This is a genomic window from Sulfitobacter sp. W002, from assembly GCF_025142135.1.
Lineage (GTDB): Bacteria > Pseudomonadota > Alphaproteobacteria > Rhodobacterales > Rhodobacteraceae > Sulfitobacter > Sulfitobacter profundi.
The window spans coordinates 1,117,729-1,136,915 of record NZ_CP081126.1; the positions used below are offsets into that span (position 1 = coordinate 1,117,729).

Genomic DNA, 19,187 nt, shown 5'->3' on the forward strand with positions numbered 1-19,187 from the left:
TCATGAAAACGCATTGCGCTGGGTTTCCCTGGCGCAGTGCAGCTGTCGACACCCGGGTTCGGCGGCATCCCCACGCCATCTTCGGATGACCGTGAAACGGACTTCCTGCTGCGGCGCGCAGTAGTAAGAAGTTCGAGGAGCGGTCATCTGAAGTTGGTAACGGGACAAGCGATAACAGTCTGCAAAGACAAACCGCTGATCGCCAAGCTAAGACGCTTCCTGGTCAGCAAGATCAGAAAGGAACTCCGAAACCGGTGCTACGCCGGACATCCACAAAAAATCCCTTGCGCGGGTTGCGGCAACGTAAAGCAGGTGACGCTCTGTAGTCATGATTTCATCAAGATGACCCTCGTCTCTCGCAGCGAGCAGACGCTTTTCGTCGGGAATGACGTTGTGTGAAAGACGAGGAATGGCGACCGCCCTAAATTCCGCTCCCTTGGCATCGTGCATTGTCGTCACCCATGTGTTGAGCATTGAAAATTCTGCCATTTGATCCTCGGAGCGAACCAGAATAGCGATCTCTTCGCGTGTTAAACCTGTTTTCAACAGGCTCTCTACCCATGCTTTAAGCTCAGCGAATTCCTCTTCAAGATTATTGAAGACCCTGATGGCCGGTGCAGGCCCATCAAAGACAGACGTTACGCCCAAGCGGTTTTCCTCCGCGCCATCGGCCTCGATCAGTGTCTCTGGTAGCAAGGTATCGCTCCGCTTTCGGATTTGGTGCGAGGTCCGGTAATTTACCTTCAAGCTGCGGGATCTGCCACGTACGTCTACGCGAGCAGCCGACCAAGGGAAGGGCGCGCGAAAAATTCTCTGACCGATATCACCGGCAAAGAAAAGGCCGTTTGGCTCGCCCGCACACTTGGCACCAAGCAACATCAATTCGGGCACAGAGATATCTTGCGCTTCGTCAACAATGGAATGTGTGAACGGCCACGGCCCACTTTCCCGAAGTGCATGCGCGCAAGCGGCTTCGGTCGTCAGGTTCTCTCGCCGCAGCCTTTCGCGGACTTGTTCGAAAACCTGCCAGAGCGCATCTCTGTGAGCTGCTGCCATTCGTTGCTTTCGGCCTAACCTTGGTAAATCGCGGTATGTATCCGCGTCCGAAACATTCCACGCATCCACAATCAACGTCCACTCATCGAAGAGGAAGTCCGGATCGGATGACAGCCCTGAGTGGGCCGCTGCGTCCTCGAGAAAATGGCGCAAGGTCGTCTCATCGACGATTTCGATCGGGCCAAATTGATCTGCGTGCAGTCGTTGGATAACCGTCCCGAGGTCTTCTACAAAGATCCGGGTACGTTTGTCTTGCCGGGCGATCAAGGGCAGTTTGCGACGTAGCAGGTCGGCAAGTCTGCGATTAAATGTTGTGAGCAGCACCCGTGCATTTGGATCCGACGCCAAGCGCACGGCGCGGTGCAGGGCCACGATTGTTTTGCCGGTGCCCGCGGATCCGATCACGCGGGCAGGGCCATAGAAATTTCGCTCTACGAACTCGCGCTGTGCAGGATGAAGGAAGACCGTCCATTTCTCCCAAGGCTCATCGAGGGCTTGCTTAAGCTCTTCGACATCCTCCACCACGCGGAAACGGCGAAGCGCGTCCGGATGCGCCCATGGGTCTTCTCCTGCGGCCACAACCGGCGCAGGCAGCGGTCTCTCACCGGTGGCCGCGGCCAGGATTGCGTCACCGGCCTCGGAGGGGAGGCGCACAGCAATATCGACGACCGTGTCTACGGTAGCATCGCGTATGGTATCGAGCCAATCTTCGGGCACGCCCCATGAGAGTAGCGTATCATCTGTTTCATCGGCAAAGATGCGCGGCAAGCGGACGGCTTCTTCGACGATCCGCTGGACAACAACATCCTCAATAGTCTCTCGGGACTCAACGATTTGGACGGCGCCAGTACGGGGGTGGTTCTCAATTCGCCGAGTCTCGGCCCAGCGGTAAGCGTCGTCATGGTGCCCAACCCAGGCGAGCAAGGTATCACCCTTGTTCTTATGGATCACCATTCGGATGTCGCGGTTTACCCTTGCGGTCCAGAAATTAGGATCACGTGCGCGATCGACGCGGTGCATGGAAAAGCCGGGAAGGCTCGGATCCATCTGGAAATCGAAAGCAGATTGCTTGACCGCCTTCTGTTCCTGCGGGTGAAGCTTGTCGAGGGCATCGTAAAAGGTGTCGGCGATACGGTGGGTCATTTGGAGGCTGTAATTGTTTTGCCAGTGTGAGGATATCGCCATTGGTTCGAACCGTTGGCGTTGCCGTCAATGATTACACCGGCAGCCTCCGCTCGGGAGCTAAACACATGATCTTTACTGAAGCGTAGACGATCATCCCCGTGTTCAACCAAAATACCAAATCTTTTTAACTCCTTAGAAAGGTCCCCTTCGCGCTTCTCCAAAGGAGTTCCAGGTGCCATCACCGTGGAACCTGCGTGAACCAGAAACCCGCCGCCAGGGAGATCTTCTCCTATGGCGTGCGCGGTCTGCTTCTCAATGTAGAACTTACCCATTTTCATGGACTCCCAACACCTTCATCACTTCATCCCCAAGGTGGTTAATCACCTTAACTGCCACACGCCCCGATTTTGGTCGTGCAAACGGCCGCGAAACGGTGCGTTTAAGTGAATCCCAAGCCTCTTCGTCGATTTCCCCCTTCAGCGTTGTTTTCAACTGCTTGTAAGGAATCTCCGCGCCGGGAAAATAGGCGTGGCGGACGAAGAAGCTTTCCTCGTTATAGTCCGTGTCGATGAACCAGCAGGCAATTTCGTCGGGCTCGCTCGATACCACTTCGCCTGTTGCAGGTTTGAAGATATCGACGCCAAGCAATTCGATGCGTAACTTATCGCCTTCTTCCTTCACCATGATGTCCGGCTCGCCGAACACCACGAATAGGTTGCCGCCGCCGGCGCGCAGGTCGTCAGCCATGTGGAGATCCGGGTTCATCCGAGCCTGCAGGATCGGCAAGCGGCCCAGTTTTCGCGTCTCTGCCGTATGGGCGTCGTAGTTGAAGGCACAAGTGATCAGAATGTCGAAGCCTGCATCCACGGCCTCACGTGCAGCGGCTATGAGGTCAGCGCGTTGCAAGGTGCCGTATTCGGGACCGATCAGGATGCCCGCCTTACGTTCGGTGTCGCCCTCCATGTAGCGCCCCTCGGCGGCGAGCCATTCGCCGGGCCATGGGGTGAGCGATGTGAAGCTGATCCGGTCGGCTTTGTCGGCCTGTTGCACGCCGGCCTTCTTTAGGTTTTCAAGGATCGCGGTGCGGTAGTTGTCGGCCTCCTGAGCGCCGGGGCTGCGTTTGCCTTGTGCGACATCATGCTCCTCGATAATCTCGCCATGCTCGTTGACCGCCTGGGTGCGGTGGGGCGAAAGACTTTCGACGGTGAAGGGCCCGGCGACGCGGACGCGTTTCTTGTCCTCATAGGGCTTGTCATAGAGGAATTCATGATCCGCCTTAGCAGCGATCGAGGCATCGATTTCTGTCTGTCTTTCGATGCGCGCGGTCCAGAAATCGGCGAGTGCGGTCTTGGCGGATTCGGGCCAGCCCGCGGGGGCCTCGCGCGGGACTTCCCATTCCATGAAGCCGTTTGCAGGGGCCGCCTCGCCGCTGGGCAAGGTAACCTCACCCTCGGCGGTGAAGTCGATCTTTTCGCCTTTGCGCCCGCCAGTCTCGACCGTAAAGGGCATGGGGGTGCTCTTAAGAGCAGCGTTGAGCGCCGTCCGGGCGGCGTCAACGGCGGGTTGCTTGTTGGCCCAGATCTCGTCGATCTCGGTGTTGTTGGCGATGGATTTGAGAGTGATATGCGGCACGCGTTGGTAGACGAAGCCGTGGCGGATGTCGTTGTAGGTGGTGGCGGTTGCGGGGCTTCGCCGCGTGAGCTCGGCCTCCTTCTTTTGCCCGGCCTCGCTGTCCTTGAGCAGATACCAGGGGTATTTCGCACCCATGATCCGCGCGCGGGCGAGTGCCAGGGCCACGCGGGAGGTGTCGATGGTGATCCAGCGCCGGCCCCATTGCTCGGCCACATGGGCAGTGGTGCCGGAGCCGCAGGTTGGGTCGAGCACGAGATCGCCGGGGTCGGTGGTCATGAGGAGGCAGCGCTCGACGACTTTCGTCGAGGTTTCCACGACATAGCGCTTGTCTGATGCGAAACCTGCTACAACCGTGTCGGTCCAACTGTTCGTATGAGCGAAGACACCAAAATCATCAATGAAGCGAGCATAGTAAAGCTTCGTGCCAGTCGTTACGATGCGATCTGCTTTCAAGAGACGACCGACGCCGATTTCACCTGTCTTCCAGTAGCCCTTCCCTGGGCGAATACGCATCCCCGCGTACGGGATTGGAAAGTCTCCGGGTGGTTTCGGGCTCGTCAAGTTATCTACACGGTAGATTTTCAACCCATCGTCGATTTCCCCAGGCCTTTGCTTTTCTACACGAGTCATCGACCGCCGAGTTCCGTCTGGCTCTTGAATTCTGGTATATGCGGAGGCACCTTCGCCGCCAACAGATTTGACAATATAGGGTTGGCGATACTTCAGTTGCCCTTTGCTTTTTGCAGACCAGAGGATGTAGTCTGAAACACCTGCAAGATATTCGGCTGTTTGCCCACTCGTTTTCGAAAACGAAATTTGGCTGACAAAATTCTCCTCCCCGAACACCTCATCCATCAGCGCCCGCACCCGGTGGACGTTCTCATCTCCTATCTGGACGAAGCAGGAGCCGCTCTCGGTCAGGAGTTCCCGCGCCACCACCAGACGGTCGCGCAGGTATTGCAAGTAAGTGTGAATGCCGTCGCGCCAGGTGTCGCGGAATGCCTTCACCTGCTCGGGCTCGCGGGTCAAATGAGCCAGCTTGCCATCCGTCACATCTCGAGATTTCGTGGACCACTGGAAGTTGGAGTTGAACTTGATTCCATAGGGCGGGTCAATATAGATCGCCTGCACCTGACCTTTCAGCCCCTCACGCTCGGTCAGGCTGGCCATGACCTGCAGCCCGTCTCCGAGGATCATCCGGTTCGACCACTTGCGGTGGTGACGGTAGAATTCGATCTCGGCCTCGCGGTCTTCCTCGCTCAGCCCAAAGTGATCAAAAAGGTCGACGCCACTGCCTTCGCCATTGCGTTTGCCCCCGGCGCGGAGGTCTTCAATAATCGCCTTGGGATGGACCTGCTCCTGAAGATAGATCGGCGGCGCATCCACGGTTAGCGCTTCTTGGTCGATATCCTTGCCGCGCCAGATCAGTTGCGGGTCAAGGTCCGGGTTGCGGGTCTCATAGGCTGCCTTGAGGGGGGCGGCATCCGCCGGGTCCATCATGGGGGCGAGTTCGGGCGTAGGAATGTTCACGCGCGCATCGTCGTGGGTGATCGGCTCGATGGGGGTGGTCTTGTCGGTCATTGGTTCAGTTCCAGTACATCAGAAATGGCAGCGACATAGGCTTTCCGACGCTCTTCCATCCATTCAATCATTTCGTTCCAATTGCTTTCATCAAGGTAAGATTTAGGAAGTCTCTCCCCCATGACATGACCATTGGGATCTGCGTTGTATTTTGAGGAGCCGAGCCTCGCTACGAGTGTGCCAGCATGTGCCGAAAGGTGACGCTCGGCTGAATTTTTTCTGTCGCCCCATCCGCCGCGGACATATATGCCTGCCGTCTTTTCACCGATCCATATCGATATCTGGATGTCACCGTCGGCCAGCTTCGTATAACTGTTCCAACCGCGCTGGACTTTAATACCTTCCAACCCGGATGCTGGATGCTGTTCCAGATATCGGGTCCAAAATGCTGTCCTCGTATCACTATTTGCATCACGCCCTGAAGTGGCCTCACGCCGTTTCTGGGTCAATGCGCGCGACCAGCCATCAGGTTTTTCGACGACTTCAAAAATTGGTGCGAACGGGCTGTTCCCGATCCTAACTACTCTCGCTTTAACTGCGAAAAAGGAGAAACCATCCGAAGTGTGCTCGTTAAGCCAGCGGATTGCTGAAAGATGCGGTTCGCGGAAGGCAGGGGCAATCCAAACAACCGTTTGTGCTTCAAGACCAGCGAGATAGGTCATGATTTGGCCCAGGTGCGTATGGTCGGTCTTCTCAAGTTGGTTCTCGATCAGGACGACGCTATCATCCATTGGGTTTCGAGCGAGGATATCTGCGGAAAAGGTTTCGACAGCGACTTCTGTTCCTGTCAATTCCAATGGCATGCCGATGCTTTCGGCTAAGTGATCGATATTCTCTGCGAGCCAAGGCGTGAACTGAAGTGCTTCATGCTTCCAAGCTTCGCGCAAAGGTAAATCTTCGAGTCGGCCGAATTGAATGTCGGTCATGCTGTAACCTTGCCCAGCATGCCTTCAATGGCCTTGTCCAGCGCTGGTCCGAAGTCATGAACTTCGCTTAGTTCGGCAAACCCCCAATGACCATAGGTGCCAAGCCTATTTATGGCGGGAATCCACTTGCCTCGCATGGTTTCGGCTTTCAGCATCGCGTCATGCCCGCGGTACCCTTTTACTTCGATCAGCAGCGTTGCCAGCTCGGGCGTATTTAACCGGATCAGAAAGTCCGGTCGATAGTGGCGCGGCTCTCCTTCGACAAGGTAGGGTACGTCCAATCCGAGATTGTGGTTCTTGGCATAGGAGAGAACCTTTGGGTGTTCTTCAATGGAGGTAGCCAGTTTGTCTTCCCAGTCACTGTCTGTGATGATCCAATTAAGATGGCTCTTATTGGGGTGTGGCTGATAGCGCGTCGCCTTTGAGGTGTTGAAGTTGACACCAAGGGTGGTTCCCGTCGGGTTGTAGGGATCAAGAACCGCGCGCAGAATGCTGTCGCCGCCTGGTTTATCGATCAGGGCACCGAAGATCATATCGCAGACCTCATCGGCGATCTCGCGGTAGAGAAGCTGAGCAGGGACGGTCCCACCTGTGCAGCGCAGGTGCTCTTCGGAAAGCCATTGGTTGACGATGCGCTTGGCCGCAGGGATCAAGTGCATGCGCGGCTTCTGGTTCGCATCCCGAAGTTTCTCAAAAACCATGTGTTTAGCCACATGATAGGCGATAGTGGATTGGCGGGTCGTGCGAAGGTGCTCCAAAGTAAGCTTTTCGCTCTCGCCAACGATCCCTTGCATTGTGACTTCGGCGGCCGAGGTTTTTTCCGGAGTGAGCACATAGGGCTCCATCTCAGAAAAATCGACGTCGAGCCGGTCCGATGGCAAGTCTGCGACATAGCCCGTCACTCGGGGGAAGGTGATCTCCAGATGGTCTCGTTGAGGCGAGATGGCGCGTACATTGATGACATCGCGGGGCTGCTGTGGGGGAGCGACCCGAGGCTGATCTGAGAAATTTAGTCCATCTATCCCCATGATGTCTGCATATTCGGTTTGGAATAGGCCCGTTTCAGGATCGGCATCATAGGACAGTCGGCGGAGGGCGCGGCCGATGACCTGTTCACAGATTAATTGAGTGCCGAACGCCCGCAGCCCGAGAATGTGGGTGACATTGTTGGCGTCCCAGCCTTCGGTAAGCATAGAGACTGACACAACACAGCGGACCTGTTCGCCTAAACGCCCTTTCTTGCCGACGGTGTTCATCACCTCACGGAGAATGTCAGCATCTGTTAATTCGTCTGCTTTGTCTCGTTCAGCCTGCTCCCGGCGGAAAGCTTCGATCTCCTCTGCGTGAGCATGGCGGAACGATTTGTCCACATCGCCACCAGCCTCCAACGTGGCACTGTCGATCAATACGCTTCGGGGCCGTGGCAAGCGATCACCATCGGACGAGAAGTTCGAAAACAAATCGCATTTGCCCGGAATGGTCTCAATCGTGCCGTCGGTGTTCTCGCGCTCATAGCCAGCCATATAATCGCGCAAGAGTTCCGAATTAGTCGTATTGTTACAGACGACGATAAACACTGGTGGAATGCCCACTCCTTCGGCTTCCCACAGTTTGAATGTTTTCTCGTAGTGTCCATAGAGCGCATCAATCGCAGTCTTCAGCGGGATCGGTAGACTTTGCGGGTCAGGTTTTGCGCCGCGGGATTTCTTCGGCATCTTCTTCCCGATAGCATCCCATAGCTTGCGGTAAAGCGGCTCAGGTTCTCCTGGTAAATTGTCGGCGACGGGAACACGCGGTAGTTTCACGATCCCACATTCGATCGCATCCATCAGCGAAAAATCGGAAATAACCCATGGGAACAACGTGCCTTCGATCCAGCCAGATCCGGAAAGAAAAAACGGTGTCGCGGAAAGGTCGTAGACGATTTGAACGCCCAGCTTGCGTTTTGCCGCTTCGATCCCCGAAATCCATAGGCGTGCGGCTTCGGCGTTCTCTTCCGCTTCCTTGCGGGCATCCCCCGTCAATTTCGGGCCATCGGCGTTCGGGCGTTCACGATAGCAATGGTGCGCTTCGTCATTGATCACGTTTATGCGGCCAAGGCCCATGAGTTCCGGCATGACCCGCTGAAGCATCTGACCTTCGGTTTCTAACGTGGTCAAAGCGTCACCATGCCCCTCAAGGGCAGAACGCGTTCCTTTAGCGAGCCGTATCCGTTCACGCAGTTTGAAGGCATGGTAGTTTGTCAGAACAATCTTTGCGCGCTGCATATCCTGCATAAGGTCGTCCGGGACGAGATTCAGCTTTTTGTAATAGCTGTCGGCATCGTTTGGCAGGAGCACCCGCAGCCGATCCCGGATCGTGATGCCTGGTGTGACGATGAGAAAACCGCGCGAAAAGGTTTTAGAATTAGGACTTCTGACGGAATTGAGCGTCTGCCACGCGATCAGCATCGCCATCACAGTGGTCTTGCCCGCTCCGGTGGCCAGTTTCATGGCGACCCGGAAAAGATCTGGGTTCGCTTCTACATTCGCAGCCTCCAGTCTACGTCTGACGCGACGGCCTCGTTCACCTGTTCTGGGAGCAACTTCGGTCATCCAGATTGCCGTCTCGACCGCCTCCAACTGGCAAAAGAAAGGTCGAATGACCTGGGTCTCGTCACTCTGAATAGCACGCCAATGCTGAAGCAAGCGCTGGGTGATCGGAGAGACTTGCCAGTCGTTCGGGTTGGGAAGCTGACGCCAGGCATCGACTTGAGACCTCATTTCATTGACGAACTCGGTCACGTTATAGGTCATGTCCTGACCTTCGAGCCCGGCGGAACTCAAATCCATCTCTGATTGGTTGGCGCCCTTGACGCTTTTGGGCTTAGGCATGGCAGAGATGAGGTCCGACCGCCGCCTTTTCTCGATTATCGTATCGGTGGGACGCCCGTCTTCATCCAACTCCCAATGCTTTTCGGGAATGCGGTACGGCGAGTTTAGAATGGGCTGTTCAAAAAATGTCATCAAATGCTCTAAAAGTTATCTTAGGGCACTTAAGCAAAGCGATGCCGACAACGCAACGGCTTCGAGGATAGGTGCTTCACCAGGAACCGCAAAGCGCTCGGATTCAAAATTGGAGAATCGATGCACATCAACAGAACGAACCCAACGAGCTCCATCGAAAGCCCGAGGAAGATAACAAAATCGAGCAGACTGCTGAATATCTATTCTTGTGAGCCGAGATGTATAGGGGGAGGCGCTGCAGGGAGAGAATTGGGAGTAGGGGGGCATTTCAATGCAGTAACCAAAAGGGACATCTGAGCCGCTGATTTGATTGACGCAGGGGCAAGCGACACTGCGCCGGTGTTCCATAATACTGACAATTGAATTAGCTATCTGAAGTTTACTAAGCCCATCCTGAAAATAATGGTGTAGACAGCTTGCGTCCTTGTATGAAAACAACCAACAATAAGTGAAATGTTTCATAGCGCCGAAAGGGTAAAGACTATGGCTCGAGAAAGCTATGCTGCGGTACTGCTGACACAAGGGGAACATCGGTTCTACCAACTTGCAATGCCCAGTGATATTCTGGGAAGCTGTACATTCGTATCAACGAGGGATGATGACCCGGAGAACGGATTCCAGCGGCTCCTCGACGTGAAGAGAGCAAAGGAAATTTCTGCTTATATAGACTCTGGGCACGGAACCATCCCGACATCTGTGATCTTGTCAGCACAGGAAGCTTGCGGTCTTGAGTATGAATCCCGAAATAAGACCGTAAGCTTTGAGATTAGCCCTAATTCGTTTTTGATCCTTGACGGTCAGCATCGGACATATGGGTTCAAACTTGCCGAAACCAAGATTCGAGTGCCTGTCATAATCTATGACGGTCTAAGCCGACAAGATGAATCACGTTTGTTCATTGATATTAACTCTAAGCAACGGGGGGTTCCCTCAGAACTATTGCTCGATATTAAGAAGCAAGCAGATTATGAAAATACCGAAGAACAGCTGTTCAGAGATGTTTTTGATAGAATGGGTGTAGACCCGAGCAGTCCGCTTTTTGGTCGGCTTACGCCGTCAAAGCGAGCAAAAAACAAAATCTCAAGAGTTACCTTCAATGCGGCCCTAAAAAGCATTTATCCAGCGCTTACTTCTCGTAGTTCAGCTGATATTCAAGCAATCCTTTCCGAGTATCTTGCAAGTGTCCGAGATCAGATAATTCGAAATGGTGGCGACGAAGATATAATTCTAAACAGTGTTACTTTTCGTGCAATTGTCGCATTTTTCATTCAGGCAGCCCGTAGAGTTAAGGATCGCTTCGGTCCGGAGTATACAGTTGAGAATTTTGATACAGTGCTGGCGCCCCTTTTCGACAGTATTCAAATTGGAAAGCTCTCCGGAACCTCACAAGCGAAGATACTCGATTACCTCGATAAGCACTTTAAGGGTGAGTTCCAACTTTGAAGCGTGAAGATGTAGATCTATTAAGGCCACTATGGATGCCTAAAAGCTTGTCTTACGACGAAGATTGTAAGCAGACGGTGAAGCTGTGGCTAAGTGACGGTAACTATTACGTGAATAACTGTCCCCCAGAACTTTCGCTGTTCTGCCAAATTACTGAAGAGATTAAGAAAAGCATGTCGCTGGATGCATTTCGCTTTGCGGCTCATTCTGCTCAAACTGTCTTTGAGCTTGAGCAAACCGGCGCATATCCTAAGCTTACTTCGTGGAGGGTCATTCAAACCTATTATGCGGCTTACTTTGCTGCGCATGCAATATTGCGGTTTTTCGGAAGGTCATTTTCTCATCTTGAAAATGGGCATGTGAATTTCCTAAAGGTAAGGTGCAATAGTGAGGCTGGATATCTCCCAAATCTTCCTTCAACCTACTACCTTATTGTATTCTCTCCGGAGGGGCAGGCCCTATCTTTCACGAAGTGTTCGGAAAGTCATAAAGACCTTTGGAAGTCTTTCAATGATTTGATTAGGGAGATTTCAACGATCTCACTCACCCTTAGGGCGTCGGAAGATCGGCGACAGGCTCTTTCATTGATTTTTTCCAATCTTTCCGATTCATTGTGTCAACGTGGTCAATTTCAATCAGGGAATTGGCTATCTGTGGTAAGAAATGAGGTGAATTACAAGTCGTCGCATGGCGTCTGGTTCCCATTCTCAAAAGCGACGCCATCGTTTAGCGATCTTATGGCAAAAGTTAAAGACTGGAGAAAGGGTTCAACTGATCTCGGAAACCCAAACTATATCAGAAATGAACTTGAACGATTCTTTGTCACGGCCTTTTCAGTTATAGATCTTGGTCTTTCACTTGCTCAAGACTATCAGGAAATCGTAGAGAAATCCGGGCGCAGGTCGTCCGATTTTTCACGCCTACTCAAGATTAGTGCAGCCGCTTAGATGTTTTCTGCACACTGGAAGAACACCACATAGGCTACCGAAAACCCATGGACTCTTCCAACGACAAACTATTTCTGGCGCGGAGTGCAACGTTTTGAACAAGGAATGCAACGTATCTTACTTGAGGTGATTGAGCGTCAAGTTTGTCCTTTTCGCCAAGCTTTACCGTTTGGCGAAGTAATTAGATGACTGCGGTGAAATCTGAACGCTGAGTCGGGTATCCTTTGAGCGCTAAAGCGATTTATGAGATGAATTTGATGCGAGAATTTGAAGTATGATTGATTTTGGTTCATTCCGTGCTTGGCTTCGAAACGGAAATCAGTCGGCCAGTTCTGTGGATGCGAGAGTCAGTAACTTGCGTCGGGTTGAGCAGTTTTATGGCGACTTGGACAAAGCGCTTGATGTTGAGGGGCGGGAAAGAGTGCTTTCTCAATTCGCCTATAGCGTGGACGATGAAAGGCAAGGCCTTCCAAATCCTGCGCCGGTCCCGATTGATGGGAATTTGCGGACTGGGCTTGCCACACTAAGGCAAGCAATTGGTCTCTACGACGATTTTCGACAACGCAAGAGTATTATACCCAGCAGGTCTAACCAAAGTGCTTGGCTGAGCAGGGTAACTCGAGCCGAAATCCTGGCGGTGATGGACGACATCGACCGGGAAGGGGATAAGGAATTTTTGCGACGCACAGGCTTTTCGAAGCCGCAGCAATGGACAACACGTCCTGACACCGATGGAGAGAAAAGCCAGCCGCGTCTCTATCCATGTAAGGCCACGGTTGCAGCAGCGATCACCAAGCTCAAGGGTGGTCCCACTCTGAAGGCATCGCAATATTTTGGCGGATATGGGGAGGCAGAGTCGCGGCAGAAGCTGAGTGAACTCGGTTTCGAGGTTGTTGAATCGTCGGGGCGTGAATTCACAAGAGATGCTATCGAAGCGGCCATGCAGGCATTTGATGAGTCCCAGAAGACCGGTGCGTATTCTGGAATTTTTGAGGCTTTTGGCACCCCCAGCAGCTACTGGACGTGTTCCACTCTTGACCGCCAACATGGGCGTTATCCAACGAAACCCATCGTGGGATTTATAACTAATCGTACCAAGCTCAATGGCGGCTGGAACCCTGGCAGCGCAGCCGCTTTGTTGCATAACGCAGGCTATCTGATTGTGGATGCGAGCAATTCTCTGTGCGACGTCCCCGACCACCGCCATCTTGCCCGTGGAGCAGATCGAATTCGATCTGTGGCGAAGAACTATTTCATTGAGCCCGCGCGGGAACGGGGCCAGATTGAGATAACAATCCGAGCTCGTGAAATTGCCGAGACCTTAGGGCTATCCGATGATTTTCCCAATATATGTCAGGCGTTAGGTGGTAAGAAATTCAAGGCTATGATTGATGCTGTTGATATTCAGGCAACGGAGCCCAATCCCAGTAGCACAACGGCCTTCACTTATCAGCTGGCCGCACAGTCTGACGAACCAGATGCGCGACCATCTTTTGCCTCCGGAGGTAAAAATACTATGACCCCGACCAACCTAATTCTCCACGGACCTCCGGGGACAGGAAAAACCTATCAGACGGCATCTGAAGCGTTGCGGCTCTGCGGTGAAGACGTGCCGGATAACCGCGCGGAGATCATGGCGGCATACAACCGTTTGCGTGCAGAGAATAGGATCGAGTTCGTAACTTTCCATCAGTCGACGTCCTATGAGGATTTCGTCGAAGGTCGTCAGCCAACGACGGAAGGTTCCGACGAAGGGTCGGGAACCGGATTCAGGCTTGAAACAGTCCCCGGAATCTTTCGGCGGATAGCAAGAAGAGCTGAAGGTGCTACGGCTCTTCCATCTGGTGAGAGGGCGATCACCCTTGAGGGTCGTCAGGCGTTCAAGATGTCTATTGGCCGGGCTGGTGACCCTGCAGACGGGCATCTCTTCACAACGGCAATCGAAGAAGGCTGTATGCTTATCGGGTGGGAGAACATCGATTTTGGGGATGATAAGTTCTCGGATCCATCTGAGATTCTTGAGGCTTGCCGTGAACGAGGGACACGTGAAGGGGAGCCCAACCTGCAATCTGGGCGGGTCAATCAGGTGCACATTTTCCGCAACCAAGTTCAAGTCGGCGATATCATTATCGTTTCTAAAGGGAATAGCCGGTTTCGCGCGATCGGTGAGGTCACCGGAGAATATGAATACGCCCCTGAAGATGGCGTTCGCTATTCTCATCGCCGTGCAGTGAACTGGCTTTGGGTTGACGAGGACGGTCTTCCTGTATCGGAGATCAATGACAAGACTTTCTCGATGAGTTCCATATACAAGCTCTCTGCAGACCGGCTGAAACTCTCGGCACTCGAACGTTTTATGAATAGCGGTGAGGAGCACGAGGGTGATCGAGGCGAATCTTTACCCTTCGTGCTGATCATCGACGAAATCAACCGTGCCAACATCTCTAAGGTGTTCGGAGAGTTAATTACTCTTATCGAACCAGACAAAAGACTTGGTATGCCGAATGCGCTGACCGTGCGTTTGCCTTACTCGGGGGAAGAATTCGGCGTACCGGCAAACTTGCATATCCTTGGCACAATGAACACTGCCGATCGTTCGATTGCCCTACTGGATACCGCATTACGGCGCAGATTTGAGTTCAGGGAGATGCTGCCCCAACCACAGATTAAGGCGATGCGCGACGCGGGTAATCGCTGCGGCTTAGATCTTCCTGGGATTCTGACAGTTCTAAATGAACGGATTGAGTACCTATATGACCGAGAACATCAGATCGGACACGCTTACTTCGTGAGCTGCACGACCCGTGAAGAAGTGGACGCTGTCATGCGGTACAAAGCTATTCCGCTTTTGGCAGAGTATTTCTTTGAGGACTGGAGCAAGGTGGCTGCCGTGCTGGGGGATGATACTTCGGACGAGGGGCCTCTGCGCGGCGGCTTCATGAATCGTGATCTCCTACGGGCGCCCCCTGGTATGGCGGATGGCGATGATATGCTACGGTTTCGTTGGTCGTTGCGGGAAGGTGCCTTCGCTTACGACGGTCTTATTGCCGGATGATACGGCGTAGTTTGCGAGAATGGGAACTGATTGCTTACGGCAATTGCGAACACACCATCCCTGAGGATCATGCATCCAGCCTTGTGAAGGTCGCCAAAACCTCTTTGTTTGCCGGGGCAGGGGGCGAAGGGGTGTTGGAGCATCGCCGAAAGCACCTGCGGGCACGGGGTGTTGTTGGCGTTATTGCCGCTCCCGGGTGCCAACTTGAGATCTTACCTAAGATTGACGCTATGGGCGAGAATGGCGTTTCGGACGAAACACTGCGCCGCCGCCTGGTACATATGTTGGCGGTGGCGCGAGACATTCGAATAGACGCTCAAAACTCCACAAGCCTTGGTTGGCAACGTGACACACTTCTCGAGATCTTGATCCGATTGTTTTGCCGCAAAATGATGGAAGCCGTGCGCCAAGGCATCCCGCGGCGATACATAGATCACGAAGACGATCTTTCTGCTCTTCGAGGACGGCTCGACATGACGCGGCAGTTTTCGACACTTGCCGCTCAGCCTCAGAAGCTCGCCTGCCGCTTTGACGAGCTTTCGCCAGATATCGCTTTGAATCAGGTTATGAAGGCCACGATTACTAAACTGGTACGGTTTTCTACTTCCGCAGATAATCAAAGAAGTCTGAGAGAACTGTCATTCGCCTACGCAGATATCACGGATGTGCCGCCAAATGCCCTCCGATGGGAGATGATTACGCTGGATCGGACCAATAAGCGTTGGCGGGAGCTCCTCTCGCTTGCTCAGTTGCTTCTTGGGAGCAAGTACCAGACGACAAGTACGGGCCAGTCAGGGGGGCATGCGCTTCTGTTCGAGATGAACACCCTATTCGAAGAATACATTCTGCGGGTTCTCAAGCGCGCGCTGACTGGCACCGGCCGTAAGGTTACCAGCCAAGGAGGGCACAAAAGTTGTCTGTTTGAAGACGGGACAGGGCGATTTCGTACGCGTCCTGACATCATCGTTAAAGAGGGCAGCGATGTTGTGCTGATCATTGACACAAAGTGGAAACGAATGACGCCGAGGATCGATGACCCAAAACAGGGCGTAAGTCAGTCCGATGTGTATCAGCTGATGGCATATAGCCAGCTTTATCAATGTAATCGGGTTATGCTGCTCTACCCCCATCACCAAGGTCTGCCAAGCGAGCCAATCTGCAAGCCGTACGACATCGCATCGCCAACGGGGACGGATCGCCTATTTGTTTCGACCGTCGACGTAGGCGGGGGGCATTCATCCGTTGCTGCCGCGTTGGTCGCAACTGTGCAAAAGAGTCTTGAGCGCTCTTACGAAATGACGGGCTGACAGTGCATGCATACCTGGCGAACACTTAGATCGGTGAGTTGCGCGGCAAAATTCGGCTGGCGTGTACTGATCGCCACTTAAATAGGTACTTGAAGTGAGGCGCGAAGTACGGCACGTTTTCGGGCACATCCCGGAGTCGGATAAGGATCACTGTGCAGTCGCGCACAAATTATCCAGTAAAATCAATGGTATTGGTTTGTGCGGTGAGCCCCCTACCGCCGGAGCCAAATCTTCTACTTATTAAAGATTTTCGAGCTAAGCCCCCTTCCGGGGGCTTTCGTCGTTTGGGCTTGGGGCGACATTTGGGGCGGCCCGAATTTACTTGCGATCGACCTTTTGCAGTGCTCCCGCGCGTCGGTCATTCCAACAACGCCTTGCGTGAGGTCGCCCGACCGCAAGCTGTCCCCCAGATTTCTGTAAGGTAAAAAAAGTGGGGTGCCGGCCAGCCCAGCGATCAGATCGACCAAGCGGTGTGAGGTTCGCTTGGTTCAGAAAACGCCGATAGCGCCAATGCCATCGAACCAGCAGGCAATGCCGCACGCCTCAAGAGTTCATAAGCGATGTGGCCCGCCCAATCTGGGCGAGCCTCTTGATTAGAAGCCTTCGGGCAAAAGGCCTGCTGGGATGTTCTGATAGCACACTGGGCGCAGGAAACGCCGGATCGACAGGGTGCCGACCGAGGTTGCTCCGAAGTTGGTCGAGGCCGGGTAGGGCCCGCCGTGAACCATGCTGTCGGCCACTTCGACGCCGGTGGGGAAGCCGTTGACCAGCAGGCGCCCGGCTTTGCGTTCGATGATTGGCATCAGATGCCGTGCAGTCTCAGTATCCGCGTCGTCCATTTGCAGCGTGATCGTAAGCTGGCCTTCCAGCCCTTTCGCAAGGCTTTCCATCTCTTCGATTGAGCTGGTCCGAACGACGAGGCCAAGCGGGCCAAAGACCTCTTCCCCAAGCTCGTGATCCTGCAAATAGGCCGCGCTATCGGTCTCATAGAGGTTCGGCAGGGCGTTGCGGCCTTCGCTTTCGGTGGACAGGCGCGGCTGCACGGCATTGCGCCGATCAAACCGGGCCTTGCCGTCGCGGTACGCCTGCGCGATCCCGTCTGTCAGCATCACCTGAGCGGGTGCGTCTTGCAGGGCTGCGGTCGCGGCTTCGACAAAACTATCGCCTTCCGCGCCTTTCGGCACAACTGCGATGCCGGGGTTGGTGCAGAACTGGCCCGCGCCCATCGTCAGCGACCCGGCCCAGCCTTCGCCAAGGGCTTGGCCGCGCGCTTTACACGCCTCGGGCAACACGAACATGGGATTGACCGAGCCGAGTTCGCCGAAAAACGGGATCGGCTCGGGCCGGGCGGCGCAAAGGTCGAATAATGCGCGGCCCCCGCCAAGCGAGCCGGTGAAGCCCACGGCTTTGATAAGCGGATGCTGCACCAGTGCTTGGCCGACCGTGCGGTTGCCGCCTTGGATCAAGGAAAAGACACCTTTTGGCATGTCGCATTTTTCAATCGCGGCATGCACGGCCTCGGCCACGATCTCGCCCGTGCCGGGGTGGGCGGAGTGCCCTTTTACGACGACCGGACATCCTGCGGCCAGCGCCGCGGCGGTGTCGCCCCCGGCGGTGGAAAAGGCCAGCGGGAAGTTCGACGCGCCGAAGACGGCAACAGGGCCAATCGGGCGCTGGACCATGCGCAGCTCCGGGCGGGGCAGGGGCTGCCGGTCGGGCAGGGCTGGATCGACCCGCGTATCAAGGTAGTCGCCCTTTAGAATATGATCGGCAAAAAGCCTCAGCTGCCCCGTGGTGCGCCCGCGTTCACCGTTCAGCCGCGCTTCGGGCAGGCCGGTTTCGCGCGTGCCGATATCGGTGATCGCCTCGGCGCGGGCTTCGATTTCGTCGGCGATGGTGTTGAGGAATGCGGCCCGTGCTTCGCGGGTGCTATAGCCGTAGGACCAGAACGCAGCCTCTGCCGCTTCGCAGGCCTGATCGACGAGCGCCGTTGTCCCGACGCTGAAATCATGCGCCGGACCGCTGGCGGGTTCGGAAGCAAAGGTCTGCTCTGCGCCGACCCATGTGCCGGCGATCAGATGTTTACCATGCGGGGTGAAGCTCATGCTGCTGTCTCCTTTTGCGAATTGCGGACCATCTTGCAGACGATCTCAAATGCGGCGCGGGTGGCCCCGACATCGGCATTGCCTTGGCCTGCGATGTCAAATGCCGTGCCATGCGCCGGGGTGGTGACGGGCACCGGCAGCCCGCCTTGAACGGTCACGCCGCGGTCAAACCCCAGCAATTTAAGGGCGATCTGGCCTTGGTCGTGATACATCGTGACCACGGCGTCGATCTCGCCTCTCGTGACCTTGAGAAAGACGGTGTCTGAGGGCAGGGGGCCGGTGACAGCCATCTGACCGCCTGCCATGTGACGCACCGCGGGTTCGATCACGTCGATCTCCTCCCGGCCAAAGTTGCCGCCGTCCCCGGCATGGGGGTTGAGCGCTGCAACGGCGATGCGGGGCCGCGCGTGACCGGCTTGCCGCAGGGTGCGGTCGATCAGGCGGGTGGCTTCTTGGATGCGGTCGGGGGTGATCGCGTTGGCCACGTCCCGCAGGGCGATATGGCTGGTGACCCGGCTGGTCCACATATCGTCGAGTGTGTTGAGTTCGGAAATATAGTTGGTCACGCCCAGCTTCTCGGCGATGTAATGCAACTCATCGGAATGCCCGATCCCAGCCATATGCATCGAAGCCTTGTTGAACGGGGCGAAGACAATCGCGTCGATCACCCCCTCCTGGACAAAGGCGAGCGCTTGGTCGAGGACCCGTAGCGTTGACCGGCCCGAGGCTTCGGTGCTTTGGCCAATGACGACATCCTCGGTCGCGATGGTTTCCATCTCATGCAGGGCGATTGGCGCATGCGCCGTCCAATCCTGTGCCGCCGCATCCACCGCCGTCATTGTGTGGTCGCACCCGGCTTGGCGCTGCCCCATCTCAAAGACGTGACGGTCGCCGATCAGCAGGATCTGCGCCTGATCGCAGCAGTCATCGGCCAGCAGCCGGGCGACAAGTTCCGGCCCGATGCCGCTGGGGTCACCGGGGATAACACCAATTCTTGGGGTCATG

Annotated in this window: 11 protein-coding genes; 4 read left to right on the top strand and 7 right to left on the bottom strand. The window is 54.9% G+C overall.

The window, feature by feature from the left end:
• Positions 1–207 precede the first annotated feature (207 nt).
• From K3758_RS05525 to K3758_RS05545, 5 genes are read right to left on the bottom strand one after another with little or no spacing between them, the layout of a single operon-like run.
• Positions 208–2,241 carry a 3'-5' exonuclease gene (locus tag K3758_RS05525; RefSeq protein WP_259948443.1) on the bottom strand — a complete coding sequence of 678 codons (2,034 nt, stop codon included), beginning with the start codon at positions 2,239–2,241 and terminating at the stop codon, positions 208–210.
• A complete protein-coding gene (locus K3758_RS05530) occupies positions 2,196–2,513 on the bottom strand; it encodes a DUF4357 domain-containing protein (protein WP_259948445.1) in 318 nt (105 codons plus the stop codon). Before K3758_RS05530 ends, K3758_RS05525 begins: the two co-directional genes overlap by 46 nt.
• Positions 2,506–5,394 (bottom strand): site-specific DNA-methyltransferase, encoded by a 2,889-nt coding sequence (locus K3758_RS05535; protein ID WP_259948447.1) that lies wholly within the window; start codon positions 5,392–5,394, stop codon positions 2,506–2,508. Before K3758_RS05535 ends, K3758_RS05530 begins: the two co-directional genes overlap by 8 nt.
• Positions 5,391–6,320: a DUF4268 domain-containing protein gene (locus tag K3758_RS05540; RefSeq protein ID WP_259948450.1), complete on the bottom strand. Its 930-nt coding sequence runs from the start codon at positions 6,318–6,320 to the stop codon at positions 5,391–5,393. The genes K3758_RS05535 and K3758_RS05540 overlap by 4 nt, the downstream gene beginning before the upstream one ends.
• Positions 6,317–9,325, bottom strand: a complete 3,009-nt coding sequence (locus K3758_RS05545; RefSeq protein ID WP_259948458.1) for a BPTD_3080 family restriction endonuclease — start codon at positions 9,323–9,325, stop codon at positions 6,317–6,319. Before K3758_RS05545 ends, K3758_RS05540 begins: the two co-directional genes overlap by 4 nt.
• Before the next feature lie 483 nt (positions 9,326–9,808).
• On the opposite strand from K3758_RS05545, the gene K3758_RS05550 reads away from it, so the two are divergent.
• The 4 genes from K3758_RS05550 to K3758_RS05565 all read left to right on the top strand — a co-directional run bounded on the left by K3758_RS05550 (position 9,809) and on the right by K3758_RS05565 (position 16,077).
• Positions 9,809–10,768, top strand: a complete 960-nt coding sequence (locus K3758_RS05550; RefSeq protein WP_259948464.1) for a DGQHR domain-containing protein — start codon at positions 9,809–9,811, stop codon at positions 10,766–10,768.
• Between the two features lie 35 nt (positions 10,769–10,803).
• On the top strand, positions 10,804–11,715 hold the full coding sequence (locus K3758_RS05555) for a hypothetical protein (RefSeq protein WP_259948465.1): 912 nt from the start codon (positions 10,804–10,806) through the stop codon (positions 11,713–11,715).
• Positions 11,716–11,989: 274 nt separating this feature from the next.
• On the top strand, positions 11,990–14,770 hold the full coding sequence (locus K3758_RS05560) for an AAA family ATPase (RefSeq protein ID WP_259948468.1): 2,781 nt from the start codon (positions 11,990–11,992) through the stop codon (positions 14,768–14,770).
• An 11-nt stretch (positions 14,771–14,781) separates the two neighbouring features.
• Positions 14,782–16,077 carry an McrC family protein gene (locus K3758_RS05565; RefSeq protein ID WP_259948471.1) on the top strand — a complete coding sequence of 432 codons (1,296 nt, stop codon included), beginning with the start codon at positions 14,782–14,784 and terminating at the stop codon, positions 16,075–16,077.
• 593 nt (positions 16,078–16,670) lie between these two features.
• On the opposite strand, the gene K3758_RS05570 is transcribed toward K3758_RS05565, so the two are convergent.
• Both K3758_RS05570 and K3758_RS05575 read right to left on the bottom strand, forming a co-directional pair.
• Positions 16,671–18,182 (bottom strand): aldehyde dehydrogenase (NADP(+)), encoded by a 1,512-nt coding sequence (locus K3758_RS05570; RefSeq protein WP_259948472.1) that lies wholly within the window; start codon positions 18,180–18,182, stop codon positions 16,671–16,673.
• Positions 18,179–19,186 (bottom strand): 4-hydroxythreonine-4-phosphate dehydrogenase PdxA, encoded by a 1,008-nt coding sequence (locus K3758_RS05575; RefSeq protein ID WP_259948473.1) that lies wholly within the window; start codon positions 19,184–19,186, stop codon positions 18,179–18,181. The genes K3758_RS05570 and K3758_RS05575 overlap by 4 nt, the downstream gene beginning before the upstream one ends.
• Position 19,187 lies beyond the last annotated feature (1 nt).